This is a genomic window from Stutzerimonas xanthomarina DSM 18231 (assembly GCF_900129835.1).
GTDB lineage: Bacteria > Pseudomonadota > Gammaproteobacteria > Pseudomonadales > Pseudomonadaceae > Stutzerimonas > Stutzerimonas xanthomarina.
This window is the reverse complement of record NZ_FQXA01000004.1, coordinates 382144-409112: the sequence shown is the minus strand read 5'-3', so window position 1 is coordinate 409112 and position 26969 is coordinate 382144. Positions and strand designations below refer to the sequence as shown.

24 protein-coding genes are annotated in these 26969 nt (G+C 61.2%); 21 read left to right on the top strand and 3 right to left on the bottom strand.

Going from position 1 to position 26969, the window contains the following annotated elements:
* Window positions 1–20 precede the first annotated feature (20 nt).
* A complete protein-coding gene (gene dauA, locus BUE09_RS12910) occupies window positions 21–1754 on the top strand; it encodes a C4-dicarboxylic acid transporter DauA (protein ID WP_073301324.1) in 1734 nt (577 codons plus the stop codon).
* A gap of 68 nt (window positions 1755–1822) precedes the next feature.
* Here dauA and BUE09_RS12905 read toward each other — a convergent pair whose 3' ends face one another.
* Window positions 1823–2734: an SDR family oxidoreductase gene (locus BUE09_RS12905; RefSeq protein WP_073301323.1), complete on the bottom strand. Its 912-nt coding sequence runs from the start codon at window positions 2732–2734 to the stop codon at window positions 1823–1825.
* Window positions 2735–3379: 645 nt separating this feature from the next.
* On the opposite strand from BUE09_RS12905, the gene BUE09_RS20270 reads away from it, so the two are divergent.
* The 6 genes from BUE09_RS20270 to BUE09_RS12880 all read left to right on the top strand — a co-directional run bounded on the left by BUE09_RS20270 (window position 3380) and on the right by BUE09_RS12880 (window position 8257).
* Window positions 3380–3517: a hypothetical protein gene (locus BUE09_RS20270; RefSeq protein ID WP_156889441.1), complete on the top strand. Its 138-nt coding sequence runs from the start codon at window positions 3380–3382 to the stop codon at window positions 3515–3517.
* A gap of 3 nt (window positions 3518–3520) precedes the next feature.
* Window positions 3521–4108 carry an LOG family protein gene (locus tag BUE09_RS12900; protein ID WP_073301322.1) on the top strand — a complete coding sequence of 196 codons (588 nt, stop codon included), beginning with the start codon at window positions 3521–3523 and terminating at the stop codon, window positions 4106–4108.
* A gap of 481 nt (window positions 4109–4589) precedes the next feature.
* Window positions 4590–5081 carry a DUF2726 domain-containing protein gene (locus BUE09_RS12895; RefSeq protein WP_073301448.1) on the top strand — a complete coding sequence of 164 codons (492 nt, stop codon included), beginning with the start codon at window positions 4590–4592 and terminating at the stop codon, window positions 5079–5081.
* A 209-nt stretch (window positions 5082–5290) separates the two neighbouring features.
* Window positions 5291–6313 (top strand): DUF5924 family protein, encoded by a 1023-nt coding sequence (locus tag BUE09_RS12890; protein ID WP_073301321.1) that lies wholly within the window; start codon window positions 5291–5293, stop codon window positions 6311–6313.
* 63 nt (window positions 6314–6376) lie between these two features.
* Window positions 6377–6904: an MgtC/SapB family protein gene (locus BUE09_RS12885; RefSeq protein WP_073301320.1), complete on the top strand. Its 528-nt coding sequence runs from the start codon at window positions 6377–6379 to the stop codon at window positions 6902–6904.
* A 33-nt stretch (window positions 6905–6937) separates the two neighbouring features.
* Window positions 6938–8257: a PQQ-dependent sugar dehydrogenase gene (locus BUE09_RS12880; protein WP_073301319.1), complete on the top strand. Its 1320-nt coding sequence runs from the start codon at window positions 6938–6940 to the stop codon at window positions 8255–8257.
* Between the two features lie 46 nt (window positions 8258–8303).
* Here the strand turns inward: BUE09_RS12880 and sfsA are convergent, their stop codons facing one another.
* Together sfsA and BUE09_RS12870 are read right to left on the bottom strand one after the other, a co-directional pair.
* Window positions 8304–9011 (bottom strand): DNA/RNA nuclease SfsA, encoded by a 708-nt coding sequence (sfsA, locus tag BUE09_RS12875; RefSeq protein ID WP_073301318.1) that lies wholly within the window; start codon window positions 9009–9011, stop codon window positions 8304–8306.
* Window positions 9011–10183 carry a pyridoxal phosphate-dependent aminotransferase gene (locus tag BUE09_RS12870; protein WP_073301317.1) on the bottom strand — a complete coding sequence of 391 codons (1173 nt, stop codon included), beginning with the start codon at window positions 10181–10183 and terminating at the stop codon, window positions 9011–9013. The genes sfsA and BUE09_RS12870 overlap by 1 nt, the downstream gene beginning before the upstream one ends.
* Before the next feature lie 193 nt (window positions 10184–10376).
* Between BUE09_RS12870 and dksA the strand changes: the two genes are divergently transcribed.
* From dksA to BUE09_RS12805, 14 genes are all read left to right on the top strand, one after another.
* Entirely contained in the window at window positions 10377–10820 is a 444-nt protein-coding gene (gene dksA, locus BUE09_RS12865) for an RNA polymerase-binding protein DksA (RefSeq protein WP_064481641.1), read from the top strand.
* A gap of 93 nt (window positions 10821–10913) precedes the next feature.
* Window positions 10914–11804, top strand: coding sequence for a tRNA glutamyl-Q(34) synthetase GluQRS (gene gluQRS / locus BUE09_RS12860; protein ID WP_073301316.1), 891 nt, complete (start codon window positions 10914–10916; stop codon window positions 11802–11804).
* 120 nt (window positions 11805–11924) lie between these two features.
* Complete coding sequence (locus BUE09_RS20145; protein ID WP_003095129.1) at window positions 11925–12101, top strand: hypothetical protein; 177 nt, start codon at window positions 11925–11927, stop codon at window positions 12099–12101.
* Window positions 12085–15039: a sensor histidine kinase gene (locus BUE09_RS12855; protein WP_073301315.1), complete on the top strand. Its 2955-nt coding sequence runs from the start codon at window positions 12085–12087 to the stop codon at window positions 15037–15039. The genes BUE09_RS20145 and BUE09_RS12855 overlap by 17 nt, the downstream gene beginning before the upstream one ends.
* Before the next feature lie 207 nt (window positions 15040–15246).
* Window positions 15247–16665 (top strand): sigma-54-dependent transcriptional regulator, encoded by a 1419-nt coding sequence (locus BUE09_RS12850; RefSeq protein WP_073301314.1) that lies wholly within the window; start codon window positions 15247–15249, stop codon window positions 16663–16665.
* A gap of 655 nt (window positions 16666–17320) precedes the next feature.
* Window positions 17321–18718, top strand: a complete 1398-nt coding sequence (locus tag BUE09_RS12845) for a polynucleotide adenylyltransferase PcnB (protein WP_073301313.1) — start codon at window positions 17321–17323, stop codon at window positions 18716–18718.
* Window positions 18719–19213: a 2-amino-4-hydroxy-6-hydroxymethyldihydropteridine diphosphokinase gene (gene folK, locus BUE09_RS12840; RefSeq protein WP_073301312.1), complete on the top strand. Its 495-nt coding sequence runs from the start codon at window positions 18719–18721 to the stop codon at window positions 19211–19213. It abuts the gene before it with no gap.
* Window positions 19214–19374: 161 nt separating this feature from the next.
* Window positions 19375–20175 carry a 3-methyl-2-oxobutanoate hydroxymethyltransferase gene (gene panB / locus BUE09_RS12835; RefSeq protein ID WP_073301311.1) on the top strand — a complete coding sequence of 267 codons (801 nt, stop codon included), beginning with the start codon at window positions 19375–19377 and terminating at the stop codon, window positions 20173–20175.
* Complete coding sequence (gene panC / locus BUE09_RS12830) at window positions 20172–21035, top strand: pantoate--beta-alanine ligase (RefSeq protein ID WP_073301310.1); 864 nt, start codon at window positions 20172–20174, stop codon at window positions 21033–21035. The genes panB and panC overlap by 4 nt, the downstream gene beginning before the upstream one ends.
* A 101-nt stretch (window positions 21036–21136) precedes the next feature.
* Window positions 21137–21517 carry an aspartate 1-decarboxylase gene (panD, locus tag BUE09_RS12825; protein WP_019342093.1) on the top strand — a complete coding sequence of 127 codons (381 nt, stop codon included), beginning with the start codon at window positions 21137–21139 and terminating at the stop codon, window positions 21515–21517.
* A 332-nt stretch (window positions 21518–21849) separates the two neighbouring features.
* Complete coding sequence (gene pgi / locus BUE09_RS12820) at window positions 21850–23514, top strand: glucose-6-phosphate isomerase (protein WP_073301309.1); 1665 nt, start codon at window positions 21850–21852, stop codon at window positions 23512–23514.
* Window positions 23515–23673: 159 nt separating this feature from the next.
* A complete protein-coding gene (locus tag BUE09_RS12815; protein ID WP_073301308.1) occupies window positions 23674–24549 on the top strand; it encodes an oxygenase MpaB family protein in 876 nt (291 codons plus the stop codon).
* Window positions 24550–24642: 93 nt separating this feature from the next.
* Window positions 24643–25821, top strand: coding sequence for an acetyl-CoA C-acetyltransferase (locus BUE09_RS12810; RefSeq protein ID WP_073301307.1), 1179 nt, complete (start codon window positions 24643–24645; stop codon window positions 25819–25821).
* 75 nt (window positions 25822–25896) lie between these two features.
* Complete coding sequence (locus BUE09_RS12805) at window positions 25897–26913, top strand: class I SAM-dependent rRNA methyltransferase (protein WP_073301306.1); 1017 nt, start codon at window positions 25897–25899, stop codon at window positions 26911–26913.
* The last annotated feature ends 56 nt before the right edge of the window (window positions 26914–26969 follow it).

Genomic DNA, 26969 nt, shown 5'->3' with positions numbered 1-26969 from the left:
GAACATATGGAGTGTCTGGGATGAAGCTTCCACCATTGTTCGTTGCCTGGCGTCACGTCCTCCGGTCGGGATACGGACTCCCGGCTCTGCGCGGCGACATCACGGCCGGTTTAACGGTTGGCATCATTGCGATCCCCCTGGCCATGGCGCTGGCTATAGCGGTAGGGGCTGCACCACAGCACGGCCTGTATACGGTGCTGGTCGCTGCACCGCTGATCGCGCTGACAGGCGGATCCCGGTTCAATGTGTCCGGGCCGACGGCAGCCTTCGTGGTCATTCTGTTGCCAATCACTCAGCAATTCGGTCTCGGCGGGCTGCTGCTCTGCACCATGCTAGCCGGGCTGATCCTGATCTTGCTCGGGCTGTTGCGTGCCGGCAGGCTGATCGCCTTTGTGCCCTACCCGGTCACACTTGGTTTCACCGCTGGCATCGGCATCGTCATTGCGACCCTTCAGCTCAAGGACATGCTCGGGCTGACGCTGACCGAACAGCCGCAGCATTACATCGAACAGCTCAACTTGCTGCTGCGCGCGCTACCCAGCGCCCAGTTGGGAGATGCGCTTGTCGGTCTGATTTGCCTGGCCGTGCTCATCGTCTGGCCGCGCCTGGTACCCAAGGTACCGGGCCATCTGGTCGCCCTCGTCGTTGGCGCACTGGCCGCACTCGCGCTGGAAGCGGTCGGGCTCACCGTCGCCACGCTTGGCGAGCGCTTCAGTTACGCGGTTGACGATGTGCTGCACCCCGGCATTCCACCGTTTCTTCCGGATTTTGCATGGCCGTGGCTGCTGCCAGGCCCTTACGGCCAACCGCTGGTGCTGAGCTTCGAGCTGTTTCACCAACTGTTGGCGCCGGCGTTCGCCATCGCCATGCTCGGCGCCATAGAATCGCTGCTCTGCGCGGTCGTCGCCGATGGCATGGCGGGCGCCAACCACGACCCGAACGCCGAGCTTCTCGGTCAAGGCATCGGCAACCTGGTCGCCCCGCTGTTCGGCGGCATCACGGCGACCGCTGCCATTGCGCGCACCGCCACCAACGTGCGCGCTGGCGCGACCTCACCCCTGGCGGCGATCATTCATGCAGGCGTAGTGCTGGTAGCGATCCTCTGGCTGGCGCCGCTGTTCAGCTATTTGCCGATGGCCGCCCTGGCTGCGTTGCTATTGATAGTGGCCTGGAACATGAGCGAAGCACCGCATGTCATCAAAACACTGCGAATAGCGCCGCGCAGCGATGTGCTGGTTCTGCTGACCTGCCTGAGCCTGACCGTCCTGTTCGACATGGTGCTGGCGGTGGGCGTAGGCCTGTTGCTCGCAGCCGGGCTGTTCATCAAACGCATGAGTGAGCTGACCGACACCACCCGCCTGAATTTCGGGCAGAATCCGATGCTCAAGGAGTTGCCCGAGCACGTCGCTGGCTATGCGATTCGTGGCCCGCTGTTCTTCGGCGCCGCCGAGAAGGCATTGAGTGTGCTGCGACGCTTCAATCCAGAGGTGAAGATTGTCATCGTCGATATCAGCGAGGTGCCGATGATGGACATGACCGCCCTGGCAGCACTGGAAAACATCCTACTGGACTACCGCAAGCAAGGCATCGCACTGATTCTATCCGGCAGTAATGCCCGACTGCGCCTCAAGCTGCGCCGCGCCGGTATTCACCCACTCGAAGGGCAGCTGTACCACGTGCGCAATCTGGCACAGGCTCGGGCAAAAGCCCTGCGCCTGCTACCCGAGCCGGCAGCAACCGAGTCAGCTATCTGACCGAATAGGTCGCTTGAGCTGAAAGCGTGCAACGTTTTTCCACTCAAGCGACCGCCCACAGCGGTGGTTTAACCGGCGTGTTTTTGCAGGTTGGCCATCATTTCCTTCAGCGCTTCCATATTGTCGGCCGGATGCGCCGCGTTTTCGAAGTCGCAGATCTGTTGCCAGTGGGCGGCAACATCCTCGGCATCGAAGCCTGCCTTGGGGTCGAACCCGGCACCCAGGCTGCGCTCCCAACGCACCTTGCCCATCCAGCCCCCGCCAACTTCAAACAGGCCAGAGGTGTCCTGGCACTGGTCGCTGGCGAGAAAGACCACGAGCGGGCTGACCAGCTCGGGCTTGAGCTGCTCGAACATCTGCGGTGGGATCAGCCCCTCGGTCATGCGCGTGCCACCGGTCGGCGCGATGGCGTTGACCAGAATGTTGTTCTTGCGCCCTTCCAGGGCCAGTGTGCGCGTCAGGCCGTACAAGCCCAGCTTGGCCATGCCGTAGTTGGACTGACCGAAGTTGCCGTAAATGCCGGAGGTCGAGGCGGTGAAGATCACTCGCCCGTAACCCTGCTCGCGCATGTGTGGCCAGGCGGCACGGGTCACCTTGTAAGCGCCTTCGACGTGCACCCGATAGACCAGATCCCAGTCGGCGTCGTCCATTTTATGAAAGGTCTTGTCGCGCAGGATGCCGGCATTGTTCACCACCACATCGATACGGCCGAAGCTGTCCAAGGCGTGCTGGACGATCTTCTCACCGTCGGTCACAGAGTCATGGTTGGCCACCGCAGTACCGCCGGCCTGGCGGATTTCCTCGACGACACGATCAGCAGCCGAGGCGTTCGCGCCTTCGCCCTGGGCACTGCCGCCCAGATCATTGACCACCACTTTGGCGCCATGACGAGCGAACAACAGGGCATGGGCACGGCCAAGGCCGCCGCCAGCACCGGTCACGATGACCACCTTGTCTTCGAAGCGAATGGCTTCACTCATGGAAATTCCTCCAGCGGATTATTGTTGGATGCGTCGCAAAGTCTGTGGCGAGTGTCGGTGACACCGCAGCCGGCCACAATCAAACGGCCACGACTGAATGCCCGAACATAAGGCTGCAGGATGATGTGGCAGCGTCAGGGCTGCGGCGGAAACGCCCGGATCGCGTCGGCGACTCGCGACGGGCCCTCTTCCTGCAGGTAAAGCCATCACTTGATCGGTTAGCACCCACCGTGACTACCAAACAGCAAATCATTCTGATCATTTTTTAACCGCTTCGCTGAAGACCACATCTGCAGCGGCCTCGCGTATCGTTTCCCCACGTTATCCACAGACAGCCCCACAGTTATCTTGGAAAAGTGTCAGGCTGGTTTTTTGAAGCCCCTGACACCCGACTAGAGGTAAAATCGACGCGATAACAATCATTTAGAGAACCTACAAAACTAGTTGCTCATTATTCGATCAATAACCGCAACGCCGCTCATGGCGCGACCCCGAAAGAACTGTGAAAAGCTTATCCACAGAAGCGTACACAGCGAACGGGGATAACTCCAAAACAGCAAAGCTATCGGAACAATGCGCAAAACCCACAAGGCAAGCGTGCCCGCGGCGCATAGCCTTGGCGCATCACACCATCAGGAGAACGCCATGCTCAGCCTCGAATTGATTCAGACGCTTTTTGCCAACTACGCTCTCGGCATCAGCGGGACCAGCGCAGAACAAGATGGACGTTTGGTTGCTACTGGCGCCGGCGTTACTCTGCCAGCCGTCCGACTGATGGAGTAGAGGATGTCCCTGCGTTCAATATGCGTGTTCTGTGGCGCCAGCACAGGTAAATCCCCGATCTACCGCGACGCTGCCGTTGCGCTGGGCCAGTTGCTGGCTGCGAATAGCATTCGCCTGATTTACGGGGGCGGTGCGGTAGGCCTGATGGGAGTGGTTGCCGATGCAGTGATGGAAGCCGACGGTGAGGTCATCGGCATCATCCCGCAGAGCCTGAAGGATGCCGAGGTAGGCCACCAGGGGCTGACGCGGCTGGAAGTAGTTGATGGCATGCACGCACGCAAAGCACGAATGGCCGAGCTATCCGATGCTTTTATCGCGTTGCCAGGGGGTCTCGGTACGCTCGAAGAGCTTTTCGAGGTCTGGACCTGGGCTCAGTTGGGCTATCACCAAAAGCCGCTGGGTCTACTCGACGTAGATCGTTTCTACAGCAAGCTCAGCGACTTTCTTGACCACTTAGTGGACGAAGGCTTCGTCCGGGCCCCGTATCGCGACATGCTTCAGCGCAGCGAATCACCTCAGGCATTGCTGAAATTGATGACCGACTGGACGCCCATCGACAAGGCCAGATGGGCAGAGCAAACGGGCTCGTGAAACAGCTGTACAAAAAACGAACGCATCTGCGCAGGCGCCGCCGTTGCCGGGCCGCATCGGGTTAATCCCCGTTTATCCACAGCGTCCTCCACAGCAAATGGGGATAACCGTGAATGAACCGGTGACGCCCGTTTGCAGGGGAGAATGAAGGGCGTATTCAGGGTTGCGGCGATGCAGCGGCTTGTGTGTGGTAGCAGCAAAAAAGCATCCTGATCAAAACATGACCAGACAGCTACAGCGCATAGCTGGTAGATGCTACAGCAGTCGACCCCAAGGTTATCCACAGAATGCCCCACAGTAAACTGGGATAACTCTTGAACGTTATCCACGCGCGCGTTGAAGACCAAGGAGAGGCGAACTTCATCTAGCACGACGCCTCCAATGTTGCATTCACGCCATAGGTGCTCCCCATGCCGCGCCAGTCCACCCTTACCAGACGCATAGTCCTGACCTGCTCTGCAGGGCAAGAGCGCCCACGATGATGAATTTCCTGGCTTTGGTGCTGGTAGCATTTGTCTGTTTTGGGCTGGTCTTCTTTATCAAGCAGCGCCAGTACAACCACCCTGCATTGCGCATGCCGTACGCGTTGAAGCAGCCCTTGTTTCAGCCGAGTGAGAGGGAACTGCTCGCCCTGTTGCAGCAGGCCGTGGGCGAACGCTTCCAGATCTTGTGCAAGGTGCGGGTCGCTGATGTGGTTGACGTCACGGCCGTTCCGCGGCGTGCGCCCTGGTATCGGGCGGTCAATCGCATCTCTGCGGCACGGTTCGATTTTCTATTGTGCGATCTGCAGACGCTGACGCCCTGCTGCGCCATTGAAATGGAGCAACCCGACCAGGCCAATGCCTTCGTCGATGAACTCTGCCAGACGGTTGATCTGCCACTGATCCGCCTGACGCCGGAAACCGCTCGCGCCTATGATCGTTTGTGTGCTGCCATCGAAAACGCAATCAACTCAACGCCGAGCGCTGCATAATCTGCATTGAAACAAGCAGCGAGGCGGGCCGACCCTAGCTGTCTGAAGAGGCGATAGGACGACCTGCAGCAACAAGCCTCCGCACCGTGGCCATCTGCTCACGGCGTCGTCACCGGGTCTAGCTCAAGACCTATCGCGCGGGATGCGCAACTCACCATTCGCTTCTAAAGTCCGCCCTGATCGGAGAGACCTCTTACCGTGAACCCTACATGTCGTTGAAGTCCCGCCTCTCAAGCCTTTTCGAGCTGGCCTCGCGGCTGATCCGCCGCTACCCCGGCACCGTTGCGCTGTTTGGTTTCTGTTCGGGCCTGGCCAGTTTCGTGCTGGTTGAACGCCAGGCCGGACTAGCCAAGTTCATCGCCGCGCTGATGCTGTTCAGCTGGCTCTGGCTGATGCTGGAAAAAAGCCTGCGCACTGGTCTGGAACGTCGCTTCGGCTGGAAGGTGCCACCCCCTTTGCTGCGCTATGTGACGCAAATGGTTCACCAGGAAAGCCTGTTCTTCATCATCCCGTTCTTTTTCATCACCACGACCTGGAACAGTGGCCAGGCCGCGTTCACCGTGATGCTGGGCGTGGCAGCGCTGGTCTCGCTGGTCGATCCGCTCTATTACAAGTGGCTGGCGCCGCGGCGCTGGGTGTACCTGGCGTTTCACGCGCTGACATTGTTCGCCGTTCTGCTCACCGCGCTGCCGATCATCTTTCACCTGTCGACGCCGCAAAGCTACCTCTGGGCATTGGGCATCGCTGTAGTGCTCGCGTTGCCGAGCCTCAGCGGACTGTTTGCTTCATCGAATTGGAAAAGCGTGCTCGGGATGCTGGCGCTCGCCGCCGTGGTCGGCCTGGCCGGCTGGGTTGGACGCACCTGGGTACCGCCGGCGACGCTCTGGCTGACGGATGTCGCCGTGACCATGACCTTCGACGATGCGTCGCGCGAACCTGGCAATCGTCTGCGTGAAATATCCAGCCAACAGCTGCACAGCAATGGGCTCTATGCGTTTACCGCGATCAACGCGCCGCGCGGCCTGAAAGAACGCATCTACCATGAATGGACGCACAACGGTAAGCGGGTCGACCGCATCCCCCTGGACATCAGCGGTGGCCGGCAGGCCGGCTATCGTGCCTGGACCCACAAGCGCAACTTCCCAAAGCAGGCCGAAGGTAAATGGCGCGTGCGGGTGATGACCGAGGCAGGACAGATGATCGGCATGCTGCGCTTCGAGGTCGTCGAATGAACCGCTGAAGCCAGGCAGCATCGAACGGCCAAGAGCGTCCGCTACTGGCCAAGGGAGGAATACATGGAGTGGTGGGACATATTGAGCCGCACCGTCGCCTCGGAATTCTCCGACATCCCTGATTTCGAACATGCGATTCGCGTAACCGTACGGCTGTTCCTGGCCGCGCTCCTGGGGGGTGTGCTCGGCTACGAACGTGAATACAAGGGCAAGGCCGCCGGTCTGCGCACCCACATGCTGGTGTCGCTGGGCGCCGCCCTGTTCGTGTTGGTACCCCTCGAAGCAGGAATGCCCATCGAGGACCTCTCGCGCGTCATGCAGGGCATTGTCACCGGCATTGGCTTTCTCGGCGCCGGCACTATTCTCAAGGGAAGCTCGATTCAGGACGTCAAGGGCCTCACCACCGCCGCGGGTATTTGGCTGACGGCCGCCATCGGGGTTGCCGCCGGGCTCGGTCACGAATCCACCGCCGTGATGACCACGGCCTTCGCACTGGTGATCTTTTTGCTGATGCCTCGTCTTGAGCAGCATGCGGCGCACAGGTCGGCCGGTACCGAAAAGAAGGGGCGTGATCAGGATAAAGCCCCATGACAACCGCCCGCAGCGTTCCTTCAGGAGTAGATCATGCATAACCGTTACGCCTACCTGACCACCGGGGCGCTTATGCTTGGCCTGGCCGGCTGTGGCGATACCGCAACACTGCCAGTCGAGACCGGCTACGGGCCGGACCCTGCGCTGCCCGCGCCAAACAAGACGCTGATCCCGACTGTCAATATCGCCGAAGCCACCGGATGGCCTGAGGGCCGGACTCCGCAAGCGGCCACCGGGCTGCAGGTTCAAGCATTCGCCGACAATCTCGACCACCCGCGCTGGCTCTACGTGCTGCCCAATGGCGACGTGCTCGTGGCCGAAAGCAATGCGCCCGCGAAGCCGGAGGACGGCCAGGGCATTCGTGGCTGGATCATGAAGAAGGTCATGGCGCGGGCGGGCTCCGGCGGCAAGAGCGCCGACCGTATTACGCTGCTGCGTGACCGCGATGGTGACGGCACGCTCGAAGACCGTGCGGTATTTCTCGAGGGGTTGCACTCACCGTTCGGCATGGCGCTCATAGGCGATCAGCTCTATGTCGCCAACACTGATGCACTGGTGCGCTTCCCCTACAAGCAAGGCGTTACCCGCATCGACGCGGCGGGTGAAAAAGTCGTCGACCTGCCCGCAGGACCGATCAATCACCACTGGACCAAGAACGTCATCGCCAGCCCGGACGGATCACGGCTGTACGTCACCAGCGGCTCCAACAGCAACGTTGCCGAGAACGGCATGGAAGCGGAAGAAAATCGCGCAGCCATTCTTGAAGTTGACCCGCAAAGCAAAACGCTGCGGCTGTTCGCTTCAGGCCTGCGCAACCCCAATGGTCTGGCTTGGCAACCCGACAGCGGCGAGCTGTGGACGACGGTGAATGAGCGCGACGAAATCGGCAGCGACCTGGTGCCGGACTACATGACTTCTGTACCGGACGGTGGCTTCTACGGCTGGCCCTACAGCTATTACGGGCAGCACGTCGACGAGCGGGTCAAGCCGCAACGGCCGGACCTGGTAGCCAAAGCCATCGTGCCCGACTATGCGCTTGGCGCACACACAGCTTCCCTCGGTCTAGCCTTCTACCAAGGATCGCTGCTGCCGGAACGCTACCGACACGGTGCTTTCATCGGCCAGCATGGTTCATGGAACCGCAAGCCGCGCAGCGGCTATAAAGTAGTTTTCGTACCCTTCAACAATGGCGAACCGGACGGCACTGCACGAGATGTACTGACCGGCTTTTTCAATGAGGAGGAGCAGGCCATGGGCCGCCCGGTAGGCGTCGCTGTGGACAAGGCCGGCGCACTGTTGGTGGCCGATGACGTCGGGAACATGATCTGGCGGGTCACCCCCAGCGTCCGGTGAAGGGAGAGGACCACGACCGGGGTCCAACCGGTCGCTACAGAACTGCCTACAGAATGACCGGCAAGGGACGCACCAGCCGGATCTCTTTCGGCGACAGTTCGACGCCATAGGCCAGCACTTCGACACCCGCCTCCACTGCATCCCGCAGCGCGGCGGCGTAGTGCGGGTCGATCTCGCCAGCAGGACGCACAGCCTCGATTCCAGTGAGGTTGACGCAATACAGTTGTACCGCCCGTAGGCCCTGACGGGCCAGCACCGCCAGTTCACGTAAATGGCGAGCGCCGCGGTCCGTCACCGCATCGGGAAAGGCCGCGATAGCCGTATCAGCGAAGCCCAGGGTCACGCTTTTGACTTCAACGAATGCAGGCCCGACGGGATAGTCCAGGCGGAAATCCACGCGGCTGTTCTCGATGCCGTAGGCCACCTCACGCTTGAGCGCAGTGAAGCCGTTCAACTCTCCAATCACACCTGCCAGCAGGGCTTCCTCGACCAGTCGATTGGCGCGTGCCGTGTTGACGCAGGCCAGGCGCCCCTGCGGCGTTTCTACCAGCTCCCAGGTGCCCGGCAGCTTGCGCTTGGGATCGCTGTTGCGCTGGAACCAGACGCGCGCGCCCTCGCCCATGCAGTTGAGCATCGAGCCGGTATTCGGGCAGTGGATGCACAGGTGCTCGCCGGCGTCGGTAACGACATCGGCGAGGAATCGCTTGTAGCGCCGGACCAACCGACCCTGTTCCAGAGGCGTTGTGAACTGCATCAGCCTTTCCAGCTCTGCAAACCACGGGCAATGCGTTCGACCGCTTGCTCCAGCCGGGGCAGGTCCTGGGTGTAGGCGAAACGTACATGATGGCCGGCCTGGTGCCGTCCGAAATCCAGCCCGGGCGTGATGGCGACAAATTCGGTTTCCAGCATGTGCTGGCAGAAGGCATAGGCATCACCGCCGAAAGCGCTGATATCGGCGTATAGATAAAAAGCGCCTTCCGGCTCCACCGCGATACCGAAGCCCAGTTCGCGCAACGCGGGCAACAGGAAATCACGACGCTTGGCGAATTCGCGGCGACGCGCCTCGAGAATCTCCAGGGTGGCCGGCTCGAAACAGGCCAGGGCGGCATGCTGCGCCATGGTCGGCGCGCTGATGTAGAGGTTCTGCGCCAGCTTTTCCAACTCGCTGACAGCCTGAGGCGGCGCGACCAGCCAACCGAGGCGCCAGCCGGTCATACCAAAGTACTTGGAGAAGCTGTTGAGCACGAACGCCGAATCGTCGACCTCCAACACACTGGCCGCATCGGTGCCATAGGTGAGGCCATGGTAGATCTCGTCCACTACCAGATGCCCGCCACGCGACCTCAGCGCTGCGGACAACGCCGCCAACTCATCACGGCTCAGCAACGTACCGGTGGGGTTGGCCGGCGAGGCCACCAGGGCGCCAACGCTGTCCTTGTCCCAGTAGCGCTCAACCAGATCAGGCGTCAGTTGGTAGCGCACATCCGCACCCACCGGCACCAACTGCGCGGCACCTTCGATCAGGCGCAGGAAGTGCCGATTACAGGGATAGCCGGGATCCGCCAACAGCCAATGCTTGCCCGGATCGACCAACAGGCTGCTGGCCAGTAGAAGCGCACCGGATCCGCCGGGAGTAATCAGCACGCGTTCGGGGTCAATAGACAGTTGATAGCGCTGCTCGTAGAAATCGGCAATCGCCTCGCGCAACTGCGGCAGCCCTCGGGCAGCGGTGTAGCGGGTATGACCAGCCGCGAGGGCAGCCTGACCGGCCGCAACAATGGGCGCGGCGGTGGTGAAGTCCGGCTCGCCGATTTCCAGGTGAATGACGTCATGTCCAGACGCCTGTAATTGATTAGCCCGGGCGAGCAATGCCATGACGTGAAAGGGTTCGATTGCACGGCTACGTGCGCTATATGACGAGGTCATCTGACCTTCCTGACGAGTACAAAACGTGAATTCTACCGAAGGTCCCCCTGACACCGCAGCCACCGTGATATTCGGGAGTAGCGCACCCCGATACGATCTGGTAAGTTCGCCCGCTTGCAGCCGCAGGGCCGGCACGGGCCGGCAGAGGGATTTCACTATCCTGCGCAATGGACATAGCGAGAGGCGTTCATCCATGCCCATTACTAAGACGACACCCAGCAATCAATTGATCCGCGCCTTCGTTCCTTATAAGGAGTCCAAAGGCGAGGAATACATGAGCGACGACATGCGCGCTCATTTCACCGGCATCCTCAACAAGTGGAAGCTCGAGCTGATGGAGGAAGTCGACCGCACCGTGCATCACATGCAGGACGAAGCGGCCAACTTCCCCGATCCGGCCGACCGCGCCAGCCAGGAAGAAGAATTCAGCCTGGAACTCCGCGCGCGTGATCGCGAGCGCAAGCTGATCAAGAAGATCGACGAGACGCTGCAGCTGATCGAAGACAACGAATACGGCTGGTGTGATTCCTGTGGCGTCGAGATCGGCATTCGCCGTCTGGAAGCCCGCCCAACCGCTACGCTGTGCATCGACTGCAAGACGCTGGCGGAGATCAAGGAAAAGCAGATCGGTTCCTGATCCCGAACGGGGCGCTACGGCGCCCCGCTTCATTTTCGGCCTCCCGCGCCGTTGCTTCACCCCCGCCTCGACGCCTCTTACCCGAGCCGGCCCATGTCCACACCCTCTTCCTATATAGGCCGCTTCGCGCCGACCCCCAGTGGCTACCTGCACTTCGGCTCGTTGATTGCCGCCCTCGCCTCCTATCTCGATGCGCGTGCCGTTGGTGGTCGTTGGCTGTTGCGCATGGAGGACCTCGATCCGCCGCGTGAAATGCCAGGCGCGCAGACGGCGATTCTCCGGGCGCTGGAGGCCTACGGGTTTCAGTGGGATGGAGAAATGGTCCGCCAGAGCGACCGGCTTGATGTCTACAACACGGTGATCGAACGGCTCAGGCAGGACGGTCATGCGTATGCCTGCACCTGCTCGCGCAAGCAATTGCAGGCGTTCGCCGGACTGTACCCGGGCTTTTGCCGCGAAGCAGGCCGCGACACCCCTGACGCCGCCATCCGCCTGCGCGTGCCGGATCGGACCTACAGCTTCAATGACCGCGTCCAGGGCCCGTACAGCCAGGACTTGGGCCGTGAAGTGGGCGACTTCGTGATTCGCCGCCGAGATGGGCTGATTGCCTATCAGTTGGCGGTGGTACTCGACGATGCCTGGCAAGGCATAACCGACATTGTCCGCGGCGCCGACCTGCTCGACTCGACCCCGAGGCAACTCTTTCTGCAGGAGCTGCTTGGCCTACCCCGCCCGCGCTACCTGCACGTCCCTCTGATCATTCAGCCCGATGGCCATAAATTAGGGAAACGTTACCGCTCACCGCCACTGCAACCGGCTGAGGCCACACCGCTGTTGCTGCGTGCGTTGCGCGCGCTCGGCCAAACCACCCCGAGCGAGCTGACCGATGCCCTGCCCGATGAGGTGCTGACTTGGGCGACAGCTCACTGGAATGCTGAGCGCATCCCGCGCTGTCGAACCCTGGCCGAGTCGCAGCTTCGCTGATGCGGCATCTGTACCTCTTAATATGGGCACAACCGACGCGCGACGCTCTTTTCTGCCAGCCTGTGGCCTGCCGCTTGCCGCTTCCTTTACCATCCGCCTACTTTCGACACGAGTTCCAGCATGTACATCTACCGACTGGTGCTGCTCCTGGTGGTGGGGATCTATCTGTTTTCCCCTGCCATCATGGACTGGTGGATTGACCCCAACGGCGCGTGGTACCGGCCTTATCTGTTGTGGCTGATCCTCATCGTGGTGACCTTCATTCTTCAGAGTCAACGCGATGCAGACGAGCTTTAGCCTCAGCCACCTGATTTTGATCAGTGTCGCCTACCTGCTGGTGCTGTTCGGCGTCGCCTGGATCAGCGAGCGAGGACTGATCCCGCGCTGGGTCATTCGGCACCCGCTCACCTACACGCTGTCCCTCGGCGTCTACGCCAGTGCCTGGGCGTTCTATGGCACGGTGGGTCTGGCCTATCAGTATGGGTACGGGTTCCTCGCCACCTACCTGGGCGTATGCGGCGCGTTTCTGCTGGCGCCGGTGCTGCTCTATCCGATACTGCGTATCACCCGAACCTACCAGCTGGCCTCGCTGGCAGATCTGTTCGCCTTCCGTTTTCGCAGCACCTGGAGCGGCGCGCTGACCACGGTGGTCATGCTGATCGGCATGCTGCCGCTACTCGCGTTGCAGATCCAGGCGGTGGCCGATGCGATCGGCATTCTCACCCTTGAGCCTTTGCAGGAGCGGGTCGCGCTGGGTTACTGCGTGATGATCATGCTGTTCACCATTCTCTTCGGTGCCCGGCATATCGCCACACGAGAGAAGCACGAAGGGCTTGTGTTCGCTATCGCGTTCGAATCGGTGGTCAAGCTGTTGACCTTCGGCGCCATCGGTTTGTACGCGCTGTTTGTCGTGTTCGGTGGGCCGCATCAGCTGGAAATCTGGCTACTGCAGAACCAGTCGGCGTTGCAGGCGTTGCATACACCGTTGCAGGAAGGGCCGTGGCGCACCCTGCTGCTGGTGTTCTTCGCTTCAGCGATTGTCATGCCGCACATGTATCACATGACCTTCACCGAAAACCTCAACCCGCGCGCGCTGGTCAGCGCCAGCTGGGGCCTGCCGCTGTATCTGCTGCTGATGAGCCTGGCCGTGCCGCTGATTCTCTGGGCCGGGCTCAAACTTGGCGTCAGCACCAACCCCGAATATTTCACCCTCGGCCTCGGTATTACGGCGCAGAGCGAGGCATTGACGCTGTTGGCCTTTGTCGGCGGACTTTCAGCGTCTAGCGGTCTGATCATTGTCAGCACCCTGGCCCTGTCTGGTATGGCGCTCAACCATCTCGTGTTACCGCTCTACCAACCTCCTACCGAAGGCAACATCTATCGCTGGCTGAAATGGACCCGGCGCAGCCTGATCCTCGCCATCATCATGGCCGGCTACGGCTTTTATCTAATGCTGGGCGCCGAGCAGGACCTGTCAAACCTGGGCATCGTTGCCTTTGTGGCGACCTTGCAGTTCCTGCCCGGCGTGCTTTCAGTGCTGTATTGGCCAACCGCCAATCGTCGGGGCTACATCGTAGGGCTGCTGGCCGGCATCGCCGTCTGGGTTGTGACCATGCTGCTGCCGCTGGTTGGCAACCTTGATGGCTTCTACATCCCGCTGTTCAACGTGGTGTACGTGCTCGACGACACCAGCTGGCACCTGGCGGCGATCGCCTCGCTGGCGGTTAACGTGCTGGCGTTTTCGCTGTTCTCGTTATTCACCGAGGCCAGCGCCGAGGAGCAAGCCGCTGCAGAAGCCTGCGCGGTGGAAAACGTGCGCCGACCGCAACGTCGCGAGCTGGCAGCCGCCTCGCCGCAGGAGTTCGCCACTCAGCTGGCCAAGCCACTGGGCGCCAAGACTGCGCAACGGGAGGTGGAACAGGCGCTGCGGGATCTGCAATTGCCGTTCGATGAACATCGCCCCTATGCCTTGCGCCGGCTGCGCGATCGCATCGAGGCAAACCTGTCAGGCCTGATGGGCCCGAGCGTGGCTCAGGACATTGTGGAGAATTTCCTTTCCTACAAGAACGGTGCAGACGGCTATGTCACCGAAGATATTCACTTTATCGAGAGCCGCCTGGAGGACTATCACTCACGCCTTACCGGCCTTGCTGCCGAGCTCGATGCCCTGCGCCGTTACCACCGGCAGACCCTGCAGGAACTGCCAATGGGCGTCTGCTCGCTGGCCAAAGATCAGGAAATCCTGATGTGGAACAGAGCCCTGGAAGAGCTCACCGAAATTCCCGCGCTGCAGGTGGTGGGCTCGCGCCTGCCGACTATCGCCGAGCCTTGGCAGAGCCTGCTAACCGATTTCACTCAACAGCGCGAAGAGCACCTGCATAAACAACGGCTGCAGCTGGATGGTCACAGCCGCTGCCTGAACCTGCACAAGGCCGCGATCGCCGAGCCGTTGGCGCCCGGCAGTAGCGGTCTGGTACTGCTGATCGAAGACCTCACCGAAACCCAACAGCTGGAGGACCGCCTCGTTCACTCCGAACGCTTGGCGAGCATTGGTCGGTTGGCGGCGGGAGTCGCCCACGAAATTGGCAACCCGATCACCGGCATCGCCTGCCTGGCGCAGAACCTGCGCGAGGAGCGCGAGGCGGACCCCGAGATCATCGAGATCAGCAACCAGATCGTCGAACAGACCAAACGCGTTTCGCGCATCGTCCAGTCACTGATGAGCTTTGCTCATGCTGGTAGCAGACAACATGATCTGTACCCGGTGAGCCTGGCCGAGGTGGCGCAGGATGCGATCGCCCTGCTCTCACTCAATCGTCGCGGCACCGAGGTGCACTTTTTCAACCTCTGCGATCCCGATCACCTGGCGGAGGGCGACCCGCAGCGCCTCGCTCAAGTGCTGATCAACTTGCTGTCCAATGCCCGCGATGCCTCTGAACCCGGCGGTTCGATCCGAGTACGCAGCGAAGTCTCCGAACAGACCGTCTACCTCATCGTCGAGGACGAAGGCAGCGGCATTCCACAGGCGATTCTAGATCGGCTTTTCGAGCCTTTTTTCACCACCAAAGACCCCGGCGAGGGGACAGGGCTGGGCCTCGCACTGGTCTATTCGATCGTGGAAGAGCATTATGGGCAAATCAATATCGATAGCCCGGCCGACCCGGAAACTCAACGCGGCACGCGTTTCCGCATCACCCTACCGCGTCATGTCGAGGCAACAAATTCCGGTGATTGACGAGGCGACGGCAATTTCTCGCCAGGTCTCGGCCATGAGCGACCCAGCATACAGCTGGCCCCGCCGCGACCTGGATGAAGATCAAATTGGCGCTCCGCACCCGCACCAAGCCGCACCGCGGCGGCTTGCACAGGATAGGGAACGCGCCCTCTTCAGCGCCGTTTCCCATCCATGTGTAGCCGCCTTCAGACCGTCGAGAGAGTACTGATGTCCCATATTCTGATCGTCGAAGACGAAACCATTATCCGCTCCGCCCTGCGCCGACTGCTCGAGCGCAACCAGTACGAGGTCAGCGAAGCCGGCTCGGTACAGGAAGCGCAGGAGCGTTTCAGCATCCCCTCCTTCGATCTCATCGTCAGCGACCTGCGCCTCCCGGGCGCGCCCGGCACAGAGCTGATCAAGTTGGCAGAAGGCACTCCCGTACTGATCATGACCAGCTACGCCAGCCTGCGCTCGGCAGTGGACTCGATGAAAATGGGCGCAGTGGACTACATCGCCAAGCCTTTTGACCACGACGAGATGCTGCAGACCGTGGCGCGCATTCTTCATGATCGGCAGCAGGTTGCTTCAATGCCGGCCGAGTCGTCACGCAGCGCCGCGCCCGCTGCGGGCGCAACGAGCGACGACTCGGTCAACGGAGAGCTTGGCATTATCGGTCGCTGTGGCCCCATGCAGGATTTGTTCGGCAAGATCCGCAAGGTCGCCCCGACCGATTCCAATGTGCTCATCCAAGGTGAATCGGGTACCGGTAAAGAGCTTGTCGCCCGTGCGCTGCATAACCTTTCGCGGCGTGCCAAGGCGCCGATGATCTCGGTCAACTGCGCCGCCATCCCGGAAACCCTGATCGAATCCGAACTCTTCGGTCACGAAAAGGGTGCCTTTACTGGCGCCAGTGCCGGCCGCGCCGGTCTGGTCGAAGCCGCAGATGGCGGCACACTGTTCCTCGATGAAATCGGTGAGCTACCTCTGGAGGCACAGGCGCGACTGTTACGTGTATTGCAGGAAGGCGAAATTCGGCGGGTGGGCTCTACCCAGTCGCAAAAAGTTGATGTGCGCCTGGTCGCCGCGACCCACCGTGACCTGAAGACGCTGGCCAAGAACGGGCAATTTCGTGAAGACCTCTACTACCGGCTACATGTCATCGCCTTGAAACTCCCCCCCCTGCGCGAGCGTGGCGCTGACGTGCTGGAAATTGCCAAGGCCTTCCTGGCACGCCAGAACGAACGCATGGGCAATGATGGCTTGCACTTCTCCCGCGAGGCTGAGCAGGCCGTGCGGCAGTACAGCTGGCCGGGAAACGTGCGCGAGCTGGAAAACGCCATCGAGCGGGCCGCGATCCTCAGTGAGAGCGAGGAAATCAGCGTTGAGCTGTTGGGCATCGATATCGAGCTCGACCCCCTTGATGAGGATTTCGATGAATCGGGCGTTCCGTTAGGTTCCGCTGTCAGCAATGAGCCGACCGAGGATCTTTCGCTTGAAGACTACTTTCAGCACTTCGTGCTTGAGCACCAGGATCACATGACCGAGACCGAGCTCGCACGCAAGCTGGGCATCAGCCGCAAGTGCCTGTGGGAGCGTCGTCAGCGGCTCGGGATACCACGACGCAAATCGGCCACCGCTGGGTAGTGCGCTGTTACCGCCACTACCAATACGTAACAAAATGCGGGTTCATCGGTAACGGACACTACAGGTCTTCCAGCTAAATCCTACGACTGAAAATCGTAAGTCGTTGATTTTAAAGGATTTACAAAAACTGGCACGGCAAATGCTTTATATCTGGCACAACAACAATAACAAGCAGACCCACAATAAGAACAAGACGTACCGGCTCTAGCAAAATAAAGACAATAAGGCAGAGGCGTAGCTAACTGATTCTTTTGGAGAGGAAATGCCAAATGGGTTTTGCCCCACGACCAGGCTGAGAACAACAAAAACTGCATAAGCAGCGCCTGAACTGGTTGGATCGAATGATCGATGGTAAATCAGCGACCAAAGAAATCCGTTTGCTCTTTGCTCCCAACGTAGGAGCGACTCCTGGACGCGATAGCTGAAGGGAACGGGTGATCAAACAAAAACAACACGCCCGAAATACTAATAACAACAAAGCACGCGACATCATTTAAAGGGGGAGCTTCGGCTCCCCCTAGTGCTTTCTGGCCCCGGCCGTGCTTTGACACCTCTCCGCGCTTCGTTCACCATCCTTGCTCCCGGTGCTAGAATCCACGCCAGTTTCTTGGCTATTCACCTCGCCACCCTGTCATTTCGCCACACAGTGCCTCTCATGCTGAAAAAGCTGTTCCAGTCTTTTCGTCTTCCCCTGCGACGACTCCCGCATCCTCGTCGCACCCCCGAAATACTGTCCAGCCGGCAGCATTCGCTACACCGCAACGATCTCAGCCGACACGCGGTCAGCGTCGTCGAGCGGCTCCAGCATGCCGGTTACGAGGCTTATGTCGTAGGCGGATGCGTCCGCGATCTGCTGCTGGATTTGGAACCCAAGGACTACGATGTGGCCACCAGCGCCACGCCCGAACAGGTACGCGCCGAGTTTCGCAATGCCCGTGTCATTGGGCGCCGCTTCAAGCTGGTCCATGTGCATTTCGGTCGCGAGATCATCGAAGTCGCGACCTTCCGCGCCAATCACCCGGAACAAGACGATGACGAAGCCAACCACCTGGCTTCGCGCAACGAGAGCGGGCGTATTCTGCGCGACAACATCTACGGCACGCTGGAAGACGATGCGCAGCGCCGCGACTTCACCATCAATGCGCTGTACTACGACCCGTCTAGCGAGCGAATTCTCGACCACACCCACGGCGTGCACGACATCCGCAACCGGTTGATCCGCCTGATTGGCGACCCGGAGCAGCGCTATCAGGAAGATCCGGTGCGCATGCTTCGCGCGGTCCGCTTCGCCGCCAAGCTTGATTTTGAGATTGAAAAGCACAGCGCAGAGCCGATTGCCGACCTTGCCGAGCTGTTGAACGACGTGCCGTCTGCACGCCTGTTTGACGAAATCATCAAGCTGTTTCTGAGCGGCAAAGCCGAACGCACCTTCGATTTACTGCTTGAGTACGACCTGTTCGCCCCGCTTTTCCCAGCCAGTGCCGATGCGCTGGAAGACAATCCCGAATACGCCGGCACGCTGATCCGCAACGCGTTGGCCAATACTGATCTGCGCATCGCTCAAGGCAAGCCAGTCACCCCGGCATTCCTGTTTGCGGCCATGCTCTGGCCGGCCTTGCCGATGCGCGTCGCCGAGCTGCAGGCGCGTGGCCTGCCGCCAATCCCGGCCATGCAGGAAGCGGCACACGACCTCATATGGGAACAGTGCCAGCGCACCGCGATTCCCAAGCGTTTCACCATGCCCATGCGCGAGATCTGGGACATGCAGGAACGCCTGCCGCGCCGCCAGGGGCGTCGTGCGGATCAGCTACTGGAGAATCCGCGCTTCCGTGCCGGCTACGACTTCCTGCTGCTGCGTGAGAGTGCCGGTGAAAAAACCGACGGCCTGGGCGACTGGTGGACCGAGTATCAAGAAGCCAGCGAAAGCGAGCGGCGCAACATGATTCGAGGCCTGAGCAGTAAGGACGACGGCAGCGGCGCCCCTCGCAAACGTCGTCGTAGCAATCGTCGCAAGCGCGGCCCGAACGAAAGCGCACCGGCGTCTGCCGACTAAATGGAACGGGTTTATATTGGACTGGGCAGCAACCTGGCCGAACCTCGCCAGCAGCTGCGTAGTGCACTCGACGCCCTGGCCAGGATTCCCAACACACGTCTCGCCGCTGTTTCTTCGCTTTATCTCAGCGATCCACTTGGACCGCCAGATCAGCCGCGTTACCACAACGCGGTTGCCGCGCTGGACACCTCACTGCCACCAATAACCCTGCTCGATGCACTCCAAACCATTGAGCTGGCCCAGGGCCGTCAGCGCAAAGCCGAACGCTGGGGCCCGCGCACTCTGGATCTGGACATCTTGCTGTTCGGCGATCGCCTGATCAGCGACTCGCGCCTGACGGTGCCGCACTACCACATGCATGCCAGAGCTTTCGTTCTCTACCCGCTTGCGGAGATAACCCCGGACGATCTGCAGCTAGCCGATCGCCGCACGCTTGCCGAGCTGCTTGCCGCCTGCCCTTATGATGGCCTGGAGCGGCTCGACGAACCGCTGTAACCACCGGGTAACAGGTGTAACGTGCGGGTAACACTCGAGATTGACTTAGCTCGCCGCCATCTGGACTATAAGCGCCCTCTGCCGGCACGCATCGAAACGGGGCAACCCTGACGCTCCGCCTGCAACCGTGATCCCCGAGAGGCTTTAGGAGGACGGCATTCATGCCAGACGTAACCCTGACCACCCTGCAAGGCCTCAAGCAGAAAGGCGAGAAAATCGTCATGCTGACCTGCTATGACGCCACCTTCGCCAAGACAGCTTGCGAAGCCGGGGTCGAGATGCTGCTTATCGGCGACTCCCTGGGTATGGTCCTGCAAGGACACGACAGCACCCTGCCGGTGACCGTCGAAGAGATGGCCTACCATACTGCCTGCGTCAAACGCGGCAACCGCGGCGCCATGATCGTCGCTGATTTGCCGTTCATGGCTAACGCAACCACGGAACAGACCCTGAACAACTCCGCCATCTTGATGAAGGCGGGGGCCCACATGATCAAGGTGGAGGGCACTGCTTGGCTGGCCGAGTCCATTCGCCTTCTGGCCGAGCGCGGCATCCCGGTATGTGCGCATATGGGCCTCACGCCGCAGGCCGTCAATATTTTCGGTGGGTACAAGGTGCAGGGGCGCCAGGAAGCGCAGGCGCAACAGATGATTGCCGATGCCAAGGCGCTTGAGGATGCAGGCGCGGCCATGCTGCTGCTCGAATGCGTTCCGAGCGAACTGGCCGCACGTATTACCCAGGCAGTAACGGTGCCAGTGATCGGCATCGGCGCCGGCAGCGCCACCGATGGCCAGGTACTGGTTCTGCACGACATGCTCGGCCTGTCACTGACCGGCCGAGCGCCGAAGTTCGTCAAGAACTTCATGCGCGAGCATGCCGACATTCCGACCGCCATCGCCGCCTACGTCCTGGCGGTTAAGTCCGTCGAATTTCCTGCCGCCGAACATGGGTTCTCCGCATGAACGTGGTGAAAACTGTTGCCGACCTGCGCGCCGCAGTAACCCGCGCACGGGGCGAAGGCAAGCGCATCGGCTTTGTGCCGACCATGGGCAACCTGCATGCCGGCCACATTGCATTGATCAAGAAGGCCGGCCAGCGCGCTGACTTCGTGGTTGCCAGCATCTTCGTCAATCCGCTGCAGTTCGGCCCCAACGAGGACCTCGCCAGCTACCCGCGCACGCTGACGGCCGATCAGGACAAGCTGTTCGAGGCCGGCTGCCACCTGCTGTTCGCGCCCAGCGTCGAGGAGATGTATCCGCACGGCCAGGCGCTGCAGACCATCGTCCGCGTACCAGGTGTGTCCGAGGGGCTCTGTGGCGGCAGCCGGCCAGGTCATTTCGACGGCGTCTCTACCGTTGTCAGCAAGCTGTTCAACATGGTGCTACCGGACCTTGCGGTCTTCGGCCAGAAGGATTTCCAACAGCTGGCGGTCATCCGCACCATGGTCCGCGACCTGAACATGCCCGTGCAGATCATTGGCGAACCCATCGTTCGCGCTGAAGATGGCCTCGCGCTGTCCTCACGTAACGGTTACCTCACCACTGACGAGCGCACAACCGCCCCGGTGTTGCACCGCACGCTGCAGCAACTCGCCGATGCCATACGTAACGGTGAGCGCGACTACTCGGCGCTGCTTGCTTCCGGCCATCAGCGGCTCCAGGCCGCCGGCCTGCGGCCCGACTACCTGGAAGTTCGCGATGCACTGGATTTAAGCCCGGTCACCGCCGACAGCCGCGAATTGGTGATTCTCGCCGCGGCCTATCTCGGCAAGACCCGGTTGCTGGATAACTTGCTGGTTGATATCTCCCAGAAAGCGTCCTGACACAGCCGACCATCGGCCTAACCCAGCCCGGCCCTCAGTCTTGAACACGCCTGAGGGTTCGGGCACACTCTGCGCCGCTTGCGCCCCCGGAGGACCCCGCCATGCACGCCATCATGCTCAAGGCTAAACTGCACCGCGCCCAGGTGACCCACTCGGTGCTGGATTACGAAGGTTCCTGCGCCATAGACGGTGACTGGCTGGACCTCGCCGGCATCCGCGAATACGAGCAGATCCAGATCTACAACGTCGACAACGGCGAACGCTTCACGACCTATGCCATCCGCGGCGAGGAAGGCTCGAAGATCATTTCCGTCAACGGCGCCGCCGCGCACAAGGCCGGTGTGGGTCATCGTGTGATCATTTGTGCCTACGCGCACTACAGCGAAGCCGAACTGGCCAGCTTCAAGCCACACGTTTTGTATATGGGCGCCGACGGCGATCTCAGTCACACCAGCAACGCAATTCCGGTTCAAGTCGCCTGAATGCGACATCAGTTGCTCAACAGCCCGCATCGCTCAAGTGACGCGGGCTTTTTTGTGTGCAAAGGGTTTCCCCTCCCCCATAAATCTGCAATGGTCGTCCTGTTCTGGCCGCTATCAGCGCTCTGTGCGCAGCGCTTCGGAACGCCGCGCGTTTTTGCCAGTCAGACCAGTCTCGCCGGTGCAGGATGCGCCGCCGCCGTTGCGGTCCAGCCGCAGCGGAACGCGCCTGTTACATTCAGGACGAATGCCAGCGTGCCAGCATGATCGAATGACTGTCCGAACGAATCGCAGAGCCGCAGACAGTCCGCCAAAGCAAAGGAAGCCGCACAACCATGAGCTACTACCAGCACCCTCTCGATGCCACCGGCCTGCCATCCTGGAAGGCCTTGGAAGAACACCGCCTGGGCATGCAGAACTTCAGCATGCGCGAGGCATTCAAGGCTGATCCGACGCGCTTCGATGACCTGTCGGTTTCCTGCAGCGGCCTGTTTCTCGATTACTCGAAGAATCTGATCACGCCAGAAACACGCACCCTGCTGGTGAACCTGGCGCGCGAGGCCGGCGTCGAGCAGGCGGCCCGCGCCATGTTCGCGGGCGAGCGGATCAACGCCTCAGAAAATCGTCCGGTACTGCACACTGCGTTGCGCCGGCCCATGGGCGAATCGGTGATGGTCGACGGGCAGAACATCATGCGTGACGTGCATGCAGCGCTGGCGCAGATGACCGATATCGTCACCCGAATCCATAACAACCTCTGGCGCGGCTTCAGCGACAAGACCATCACCGACGTGGTCAACATCGGCATCGGAGGATCCTTCCTCGGTCCACAGCTGGTCTCCGAAGCGCTCCTGCCCTTCACTCAGCACGGCGTGCGCACGCACTACCTGGCGAACATCGACGGCAGTGAATTTCGCGAGGTAACAGACAAGCTGAACGTCGAAACGACGCTGTTCATCATTTCCAGCAAGACTTTCGGCACGCTCGAAACCCTGAAGAACGCTCAGGCTGCACGCACCTGGTACTTGGGCAAAGGCGGCACCGAAGAAAAGCTCTACCGGCATTTCATCGCGGTCACCAGCAACAAAAATGCCGCCGTCGAGTTTGGCATCCGTGAGAAGAACATCTTTCCGATGTGGGACTGGGTTGGCGGCCGCTACTCGCTGTGGTCGGCCATCGGCCTGCCCATCGCGCTGGCGATTGGCATGTCCAACTTCAAGGACTTGCTCTCCGGTGCCTACAGCATGGACCAGCACTTCCTCAACGAGCCATTCGAAACCAACATGCCGATCCTGTTGGCGATGCTGGGCATCTGGTACCACAACTTTTGGGACGCTCAGAGCTACGCCTTCCTGCCCTACGACCACTACCTGCGCAACTTCGTCAAACACCTGCAGCAGATGGACATGGAGTCCAACGGCAAGAGCGTGCGCCAGGACGGCACACCAGTGTCCTGTACCACCGGCCCGGTAATTTGGGGCGGTGTCGGCTGTAATGGCCAGCATGCCTACCATCAATTGCTGCACCAGGGCACCCCACTGATCCCCGCAGACTTCATCGTGCCCGTGGTTAGCCACAATCCGGTCGCCGATCACCACGAGTGGCTCTACGCCAACTGCCTGTCGCAGAGCCAGGCGTTGATGCGCGGCAAGACGCGCGAAGAAGCCGAGGCCGAGCTGCGCGCAAAAGGCATGAGCGAAGCCGAGATCGAGCGCCTGGCGCCGCACAAGGTCATTCCGGGTAACCGACCGAGCAATACCGTAGTCATGGAAACCATCAGCCCCGGACGTCTTGGTGCCCTCATCGCACTCTACGAGCACAAGGTGTTCGTCCAGGGCGTGATCTGGGGAATCAACTCGTTCGACCAGTGGGGCGTGGAACTCGGCAAGGACCTGGGAAAAACCGTTTACGGCCAGATGACCAGCTTCGATGCGCAGCCCGCCGAAGACGCCTCGACCCAGGGATTGATCGACTTCTTCCGCGGCCGTCATCGCGGCTGATCTATGTGCAACACCGGACAGCGCTTGACCGCTGTCCGGTGCCCTTTCCTCCGCTGCTTCACAGATACGCCTTCGGCACTTCGCTGATCGACTGGGCCTGGGTAACGCCTGAACATCGAGTAAGATTCGACTTCCCAGCCCAGCCAGAAGTCGCCTCTTTTGGAAATCATCCGCCGTCATATCGAAACGCAGGTGCTCAGCCTCACCGGGCTGGCCATCGGCGGTGTCGACTACGAAAGTCCACCGGGTGACCCTGGCCTGTTCGGCCCGGATTCAGTCTGCTGGCGCGTGCACGGCGATTTCACCTCGATGCTGGTGGGCGGTATCTCTGCCCTGCTGTTGCAAGCCCTGCATCCACTCGCCCTGGCCGGCGTCTGGGACCACTCAAACTTTAGAGACGACTTACTCGGTCGGCTGCGCCGCACTGGCCAGTTCATCTCGGCGACCACCTTTGGCAGCCAGACCGATGCGCAGCGGCTGATTGAACGGGTCCGAGCCATTCACCTGAAGGTCACCGGCCACGCGCCCGACGGCCGCCCGTACGCCGCGTACGACCCGGACCTGCTGACCTGGGTGCATGTCGCCGAAGTCAGCAGCTTTCTCAAGGCGCACCTGCGTTACCTCAACCCGGCGTTGCCAGGTCAGGAACAGGACCGCTACTACGCCGAGGTCGCACGTATCGCCGAAGCGCTCGGCGCACGCAAGGTGCCGCGCTCGCGGCAGCAGATAGAGGACTATTTCGCGGCTATCCGGCCAGAACTGCGCTGTGATGAGCGCTCTCGGGAGATCGTACGCATCCTGTTCGGCGCCCCTGCTCCGAGTCGCCTGGCCAAGCCATTTGGCGCGCTGATGATGCGCGCCGGCGTCGATCTGTTGCCGGACTGGGCCAGCGACATGCTCGACCTCAGCCAGTCCGAGCGCGAAAGACTACTGATCCGAATGGCAGTCAGGCGAACCGCGCCGGTGCTGCGCTGGGCCGTGCGCAGCGGCTCGGTGCACCGGGCACGGCGCCGCATGGGCCTGCCCATACGCTAGCGTGACCGGCAGGTTCCGCACCTGGAGCCGCCTTTCGGCCTGTGCCACCATGAACGCCCCGCGGAGCCCGCACCTTTCTCGAGGTTCAAGATCATGCAAGACGTCGTCATCGTCGCCGCCACTCGCACTGCTGTCGGCAGCTTTCAGGGCGCGCTGGCCAACATCCCTGCCGTCGACTTGGGCGCGGCGGTAATTCGCCAACTTCTCAAGCAGAGCGGAATCGATGCCGCGGAGGTCGACGAAGTCATCCTCGGCCAGGTGTTGACCGCAGGTGCGGGGCAGAACCCGGCGAGACAGGCGGCCATGAACGCCGGGCTGCCCCATGCGGTACCGGCGATGACCCTGAACAAGGTTTGCGGCTCCGGCCTGAAAGCGCTGCACCTGGCTGCACAGGCGATTCGCTGTGGCGATGCAGAGGTGGTGATTGCCGGCGGCATGGAAAACATGAGCCTGGCGCCTTACGTCATGCCCGCCGCCCGCACGGGCTTACGCATGGGCCACGGCAAACTGGTCGACAGCATGATTCAGGACGGCCTGTGGGACGCCTTCAATGACTACCACATGGGCATTACAGCCGAAAATCTGGTGGACAAGTACGGCATTACGCGCGAGGCCCAGGATGCGTTCGCGGCGTCCTCTCAGCAAAAAGCGGTAGCCGCCATCGAAGCCGGACGCCTGCGCGCGGAAATCACCCCGATCGAGATTCCGCAGCGCAAAGGTGAGCCGCTGGTGTTCGACGTCGACGAACAGCCGCGAGCCGCCACCACGGCAGAGAGCCTGGCCAAACTCAAACCAGCCTTCAAAAAAGACGGCAGCGTAACGGCAGGTAACGCCTCCAGCCTCAACGACGGTGCCGCAGCCGTGTTGCTGATGAGCGCCGAAAAGGCCAAGGCGCTCGGCCTGCCGGTCATGGCTCGCATCGCCAGCTATGCCAACGCTGGCGTCGACCCTGCAATCATGGGCATTGGCCCGGTGTCGGCCACGCGCCGCTGTCTGGAAAAGGCCGGCTGGACGCTCGGTGAGCTGGACCTGATAGAAGCCAACGAAGCTTTTGCGGCCCAAGCGCTATCGGTGGGTCAGGAGCTGGGCTGGGACGCGAATAAGGTCAACGTCAACGGCGGCGCCATCGCCATCGGCCACCCGATTGGTGCGTCGGGCTGCCGCATCCTGGTGACCCTGTTGCATGAAATGATCCGCCGCGACGCCCATAAAGGATTGGCGACGCTGTGCATCGGTGGCGGTCAGGGCGTCGCGCTAGCAATCGAACGCTGACCGATAGGTAGCCGGCCGGCCAAACGCCGGCGATTTCCGCTAAACTGCGCGGCCCTCTTTCCCGAGTCGCCGCGCATGTCCTCTCTCGAACAGGCGCTGCGCGCCGCCTACCTCAATCGCGAAGCACTGCTCTGCGAACTGCACCGTGAGGCCACCGACTGTTACCGGTTGTTCCACGGCAGCCAGGAGGGCGCTCCCGGGCTCACCGTCGACCGTTACGGCCCGCTGCTGCAGGTGCAGAGCTTCCATCAGACACTGGAACGTGAGGCTCTGCTGGCTCTGCATGAGCAAACCTGCACGAACCTGGGCATACGCCTTTTACTCGCCTATAACGACCGCTCCCAGGGCAACTCGCGCATCGACCGCAGCGACCCGGTCTACCGCGCCGATCCAGCCGCGCTGGAAGACCTGATCGGCCATGAGTGGGGCCTGAACTACCGCGTTCGCGCACGCCATAGCGGTCAGGACCCACTGCTATTCCTGGACCTGCGCAATGTGCGCGGCTGGATCAAGGCCAACAGCGCTGGCAAGTCAGTGCTCAACCTCTTCGCCTATACCTGCGGCGCCGGTCTCTGCGCAGCCGCGGGCGGAGCGCGCGAGGTCGTTAACCTGGATTTCGCCGAAAGCAACCTCGCAGTTGGCCGCGAAAACGGCACGCTCAATCCGGAACTGGCACCGATGCAGTTCATCCAGTCGGACTACTTTCCCGCAATCCGTCAGCTCGCCGACATACCGATCCCGCAGCGTCGCGGCCGCTCTCTGCCGGACTATCCGCGTCTTTCACCGCAGCAGTTCGACCTGGTGTTGCTCGACCCGCCCGCCTGGTCGAAGAGCGCGTTCGGAACGGTGGATTTGTTGCGCGACTATCAAAGTCTGCTCAAACCCGCACTGCTTGCCACCGCCGAAAACGGCGTGCTTATCTGTTGCAACAATCTGGCGAAGGTCGATCTCGACGACTGGCGGGATCAGGTCTTGCGCTGCGCGACCAAGACCGGCCGGCCAGTTCGGGACTGCCAGATACTGCCACCAGCCGCCGATTTCCCCTCAACGGACGGCAAGCCCCCGCTCAAAGTGCTGATGCTCCAGTTGTGAGGTAACGCGCGCGCCCTCGCACAGGAGGAACCCGCGTGTCATGCCATACTCCAAGG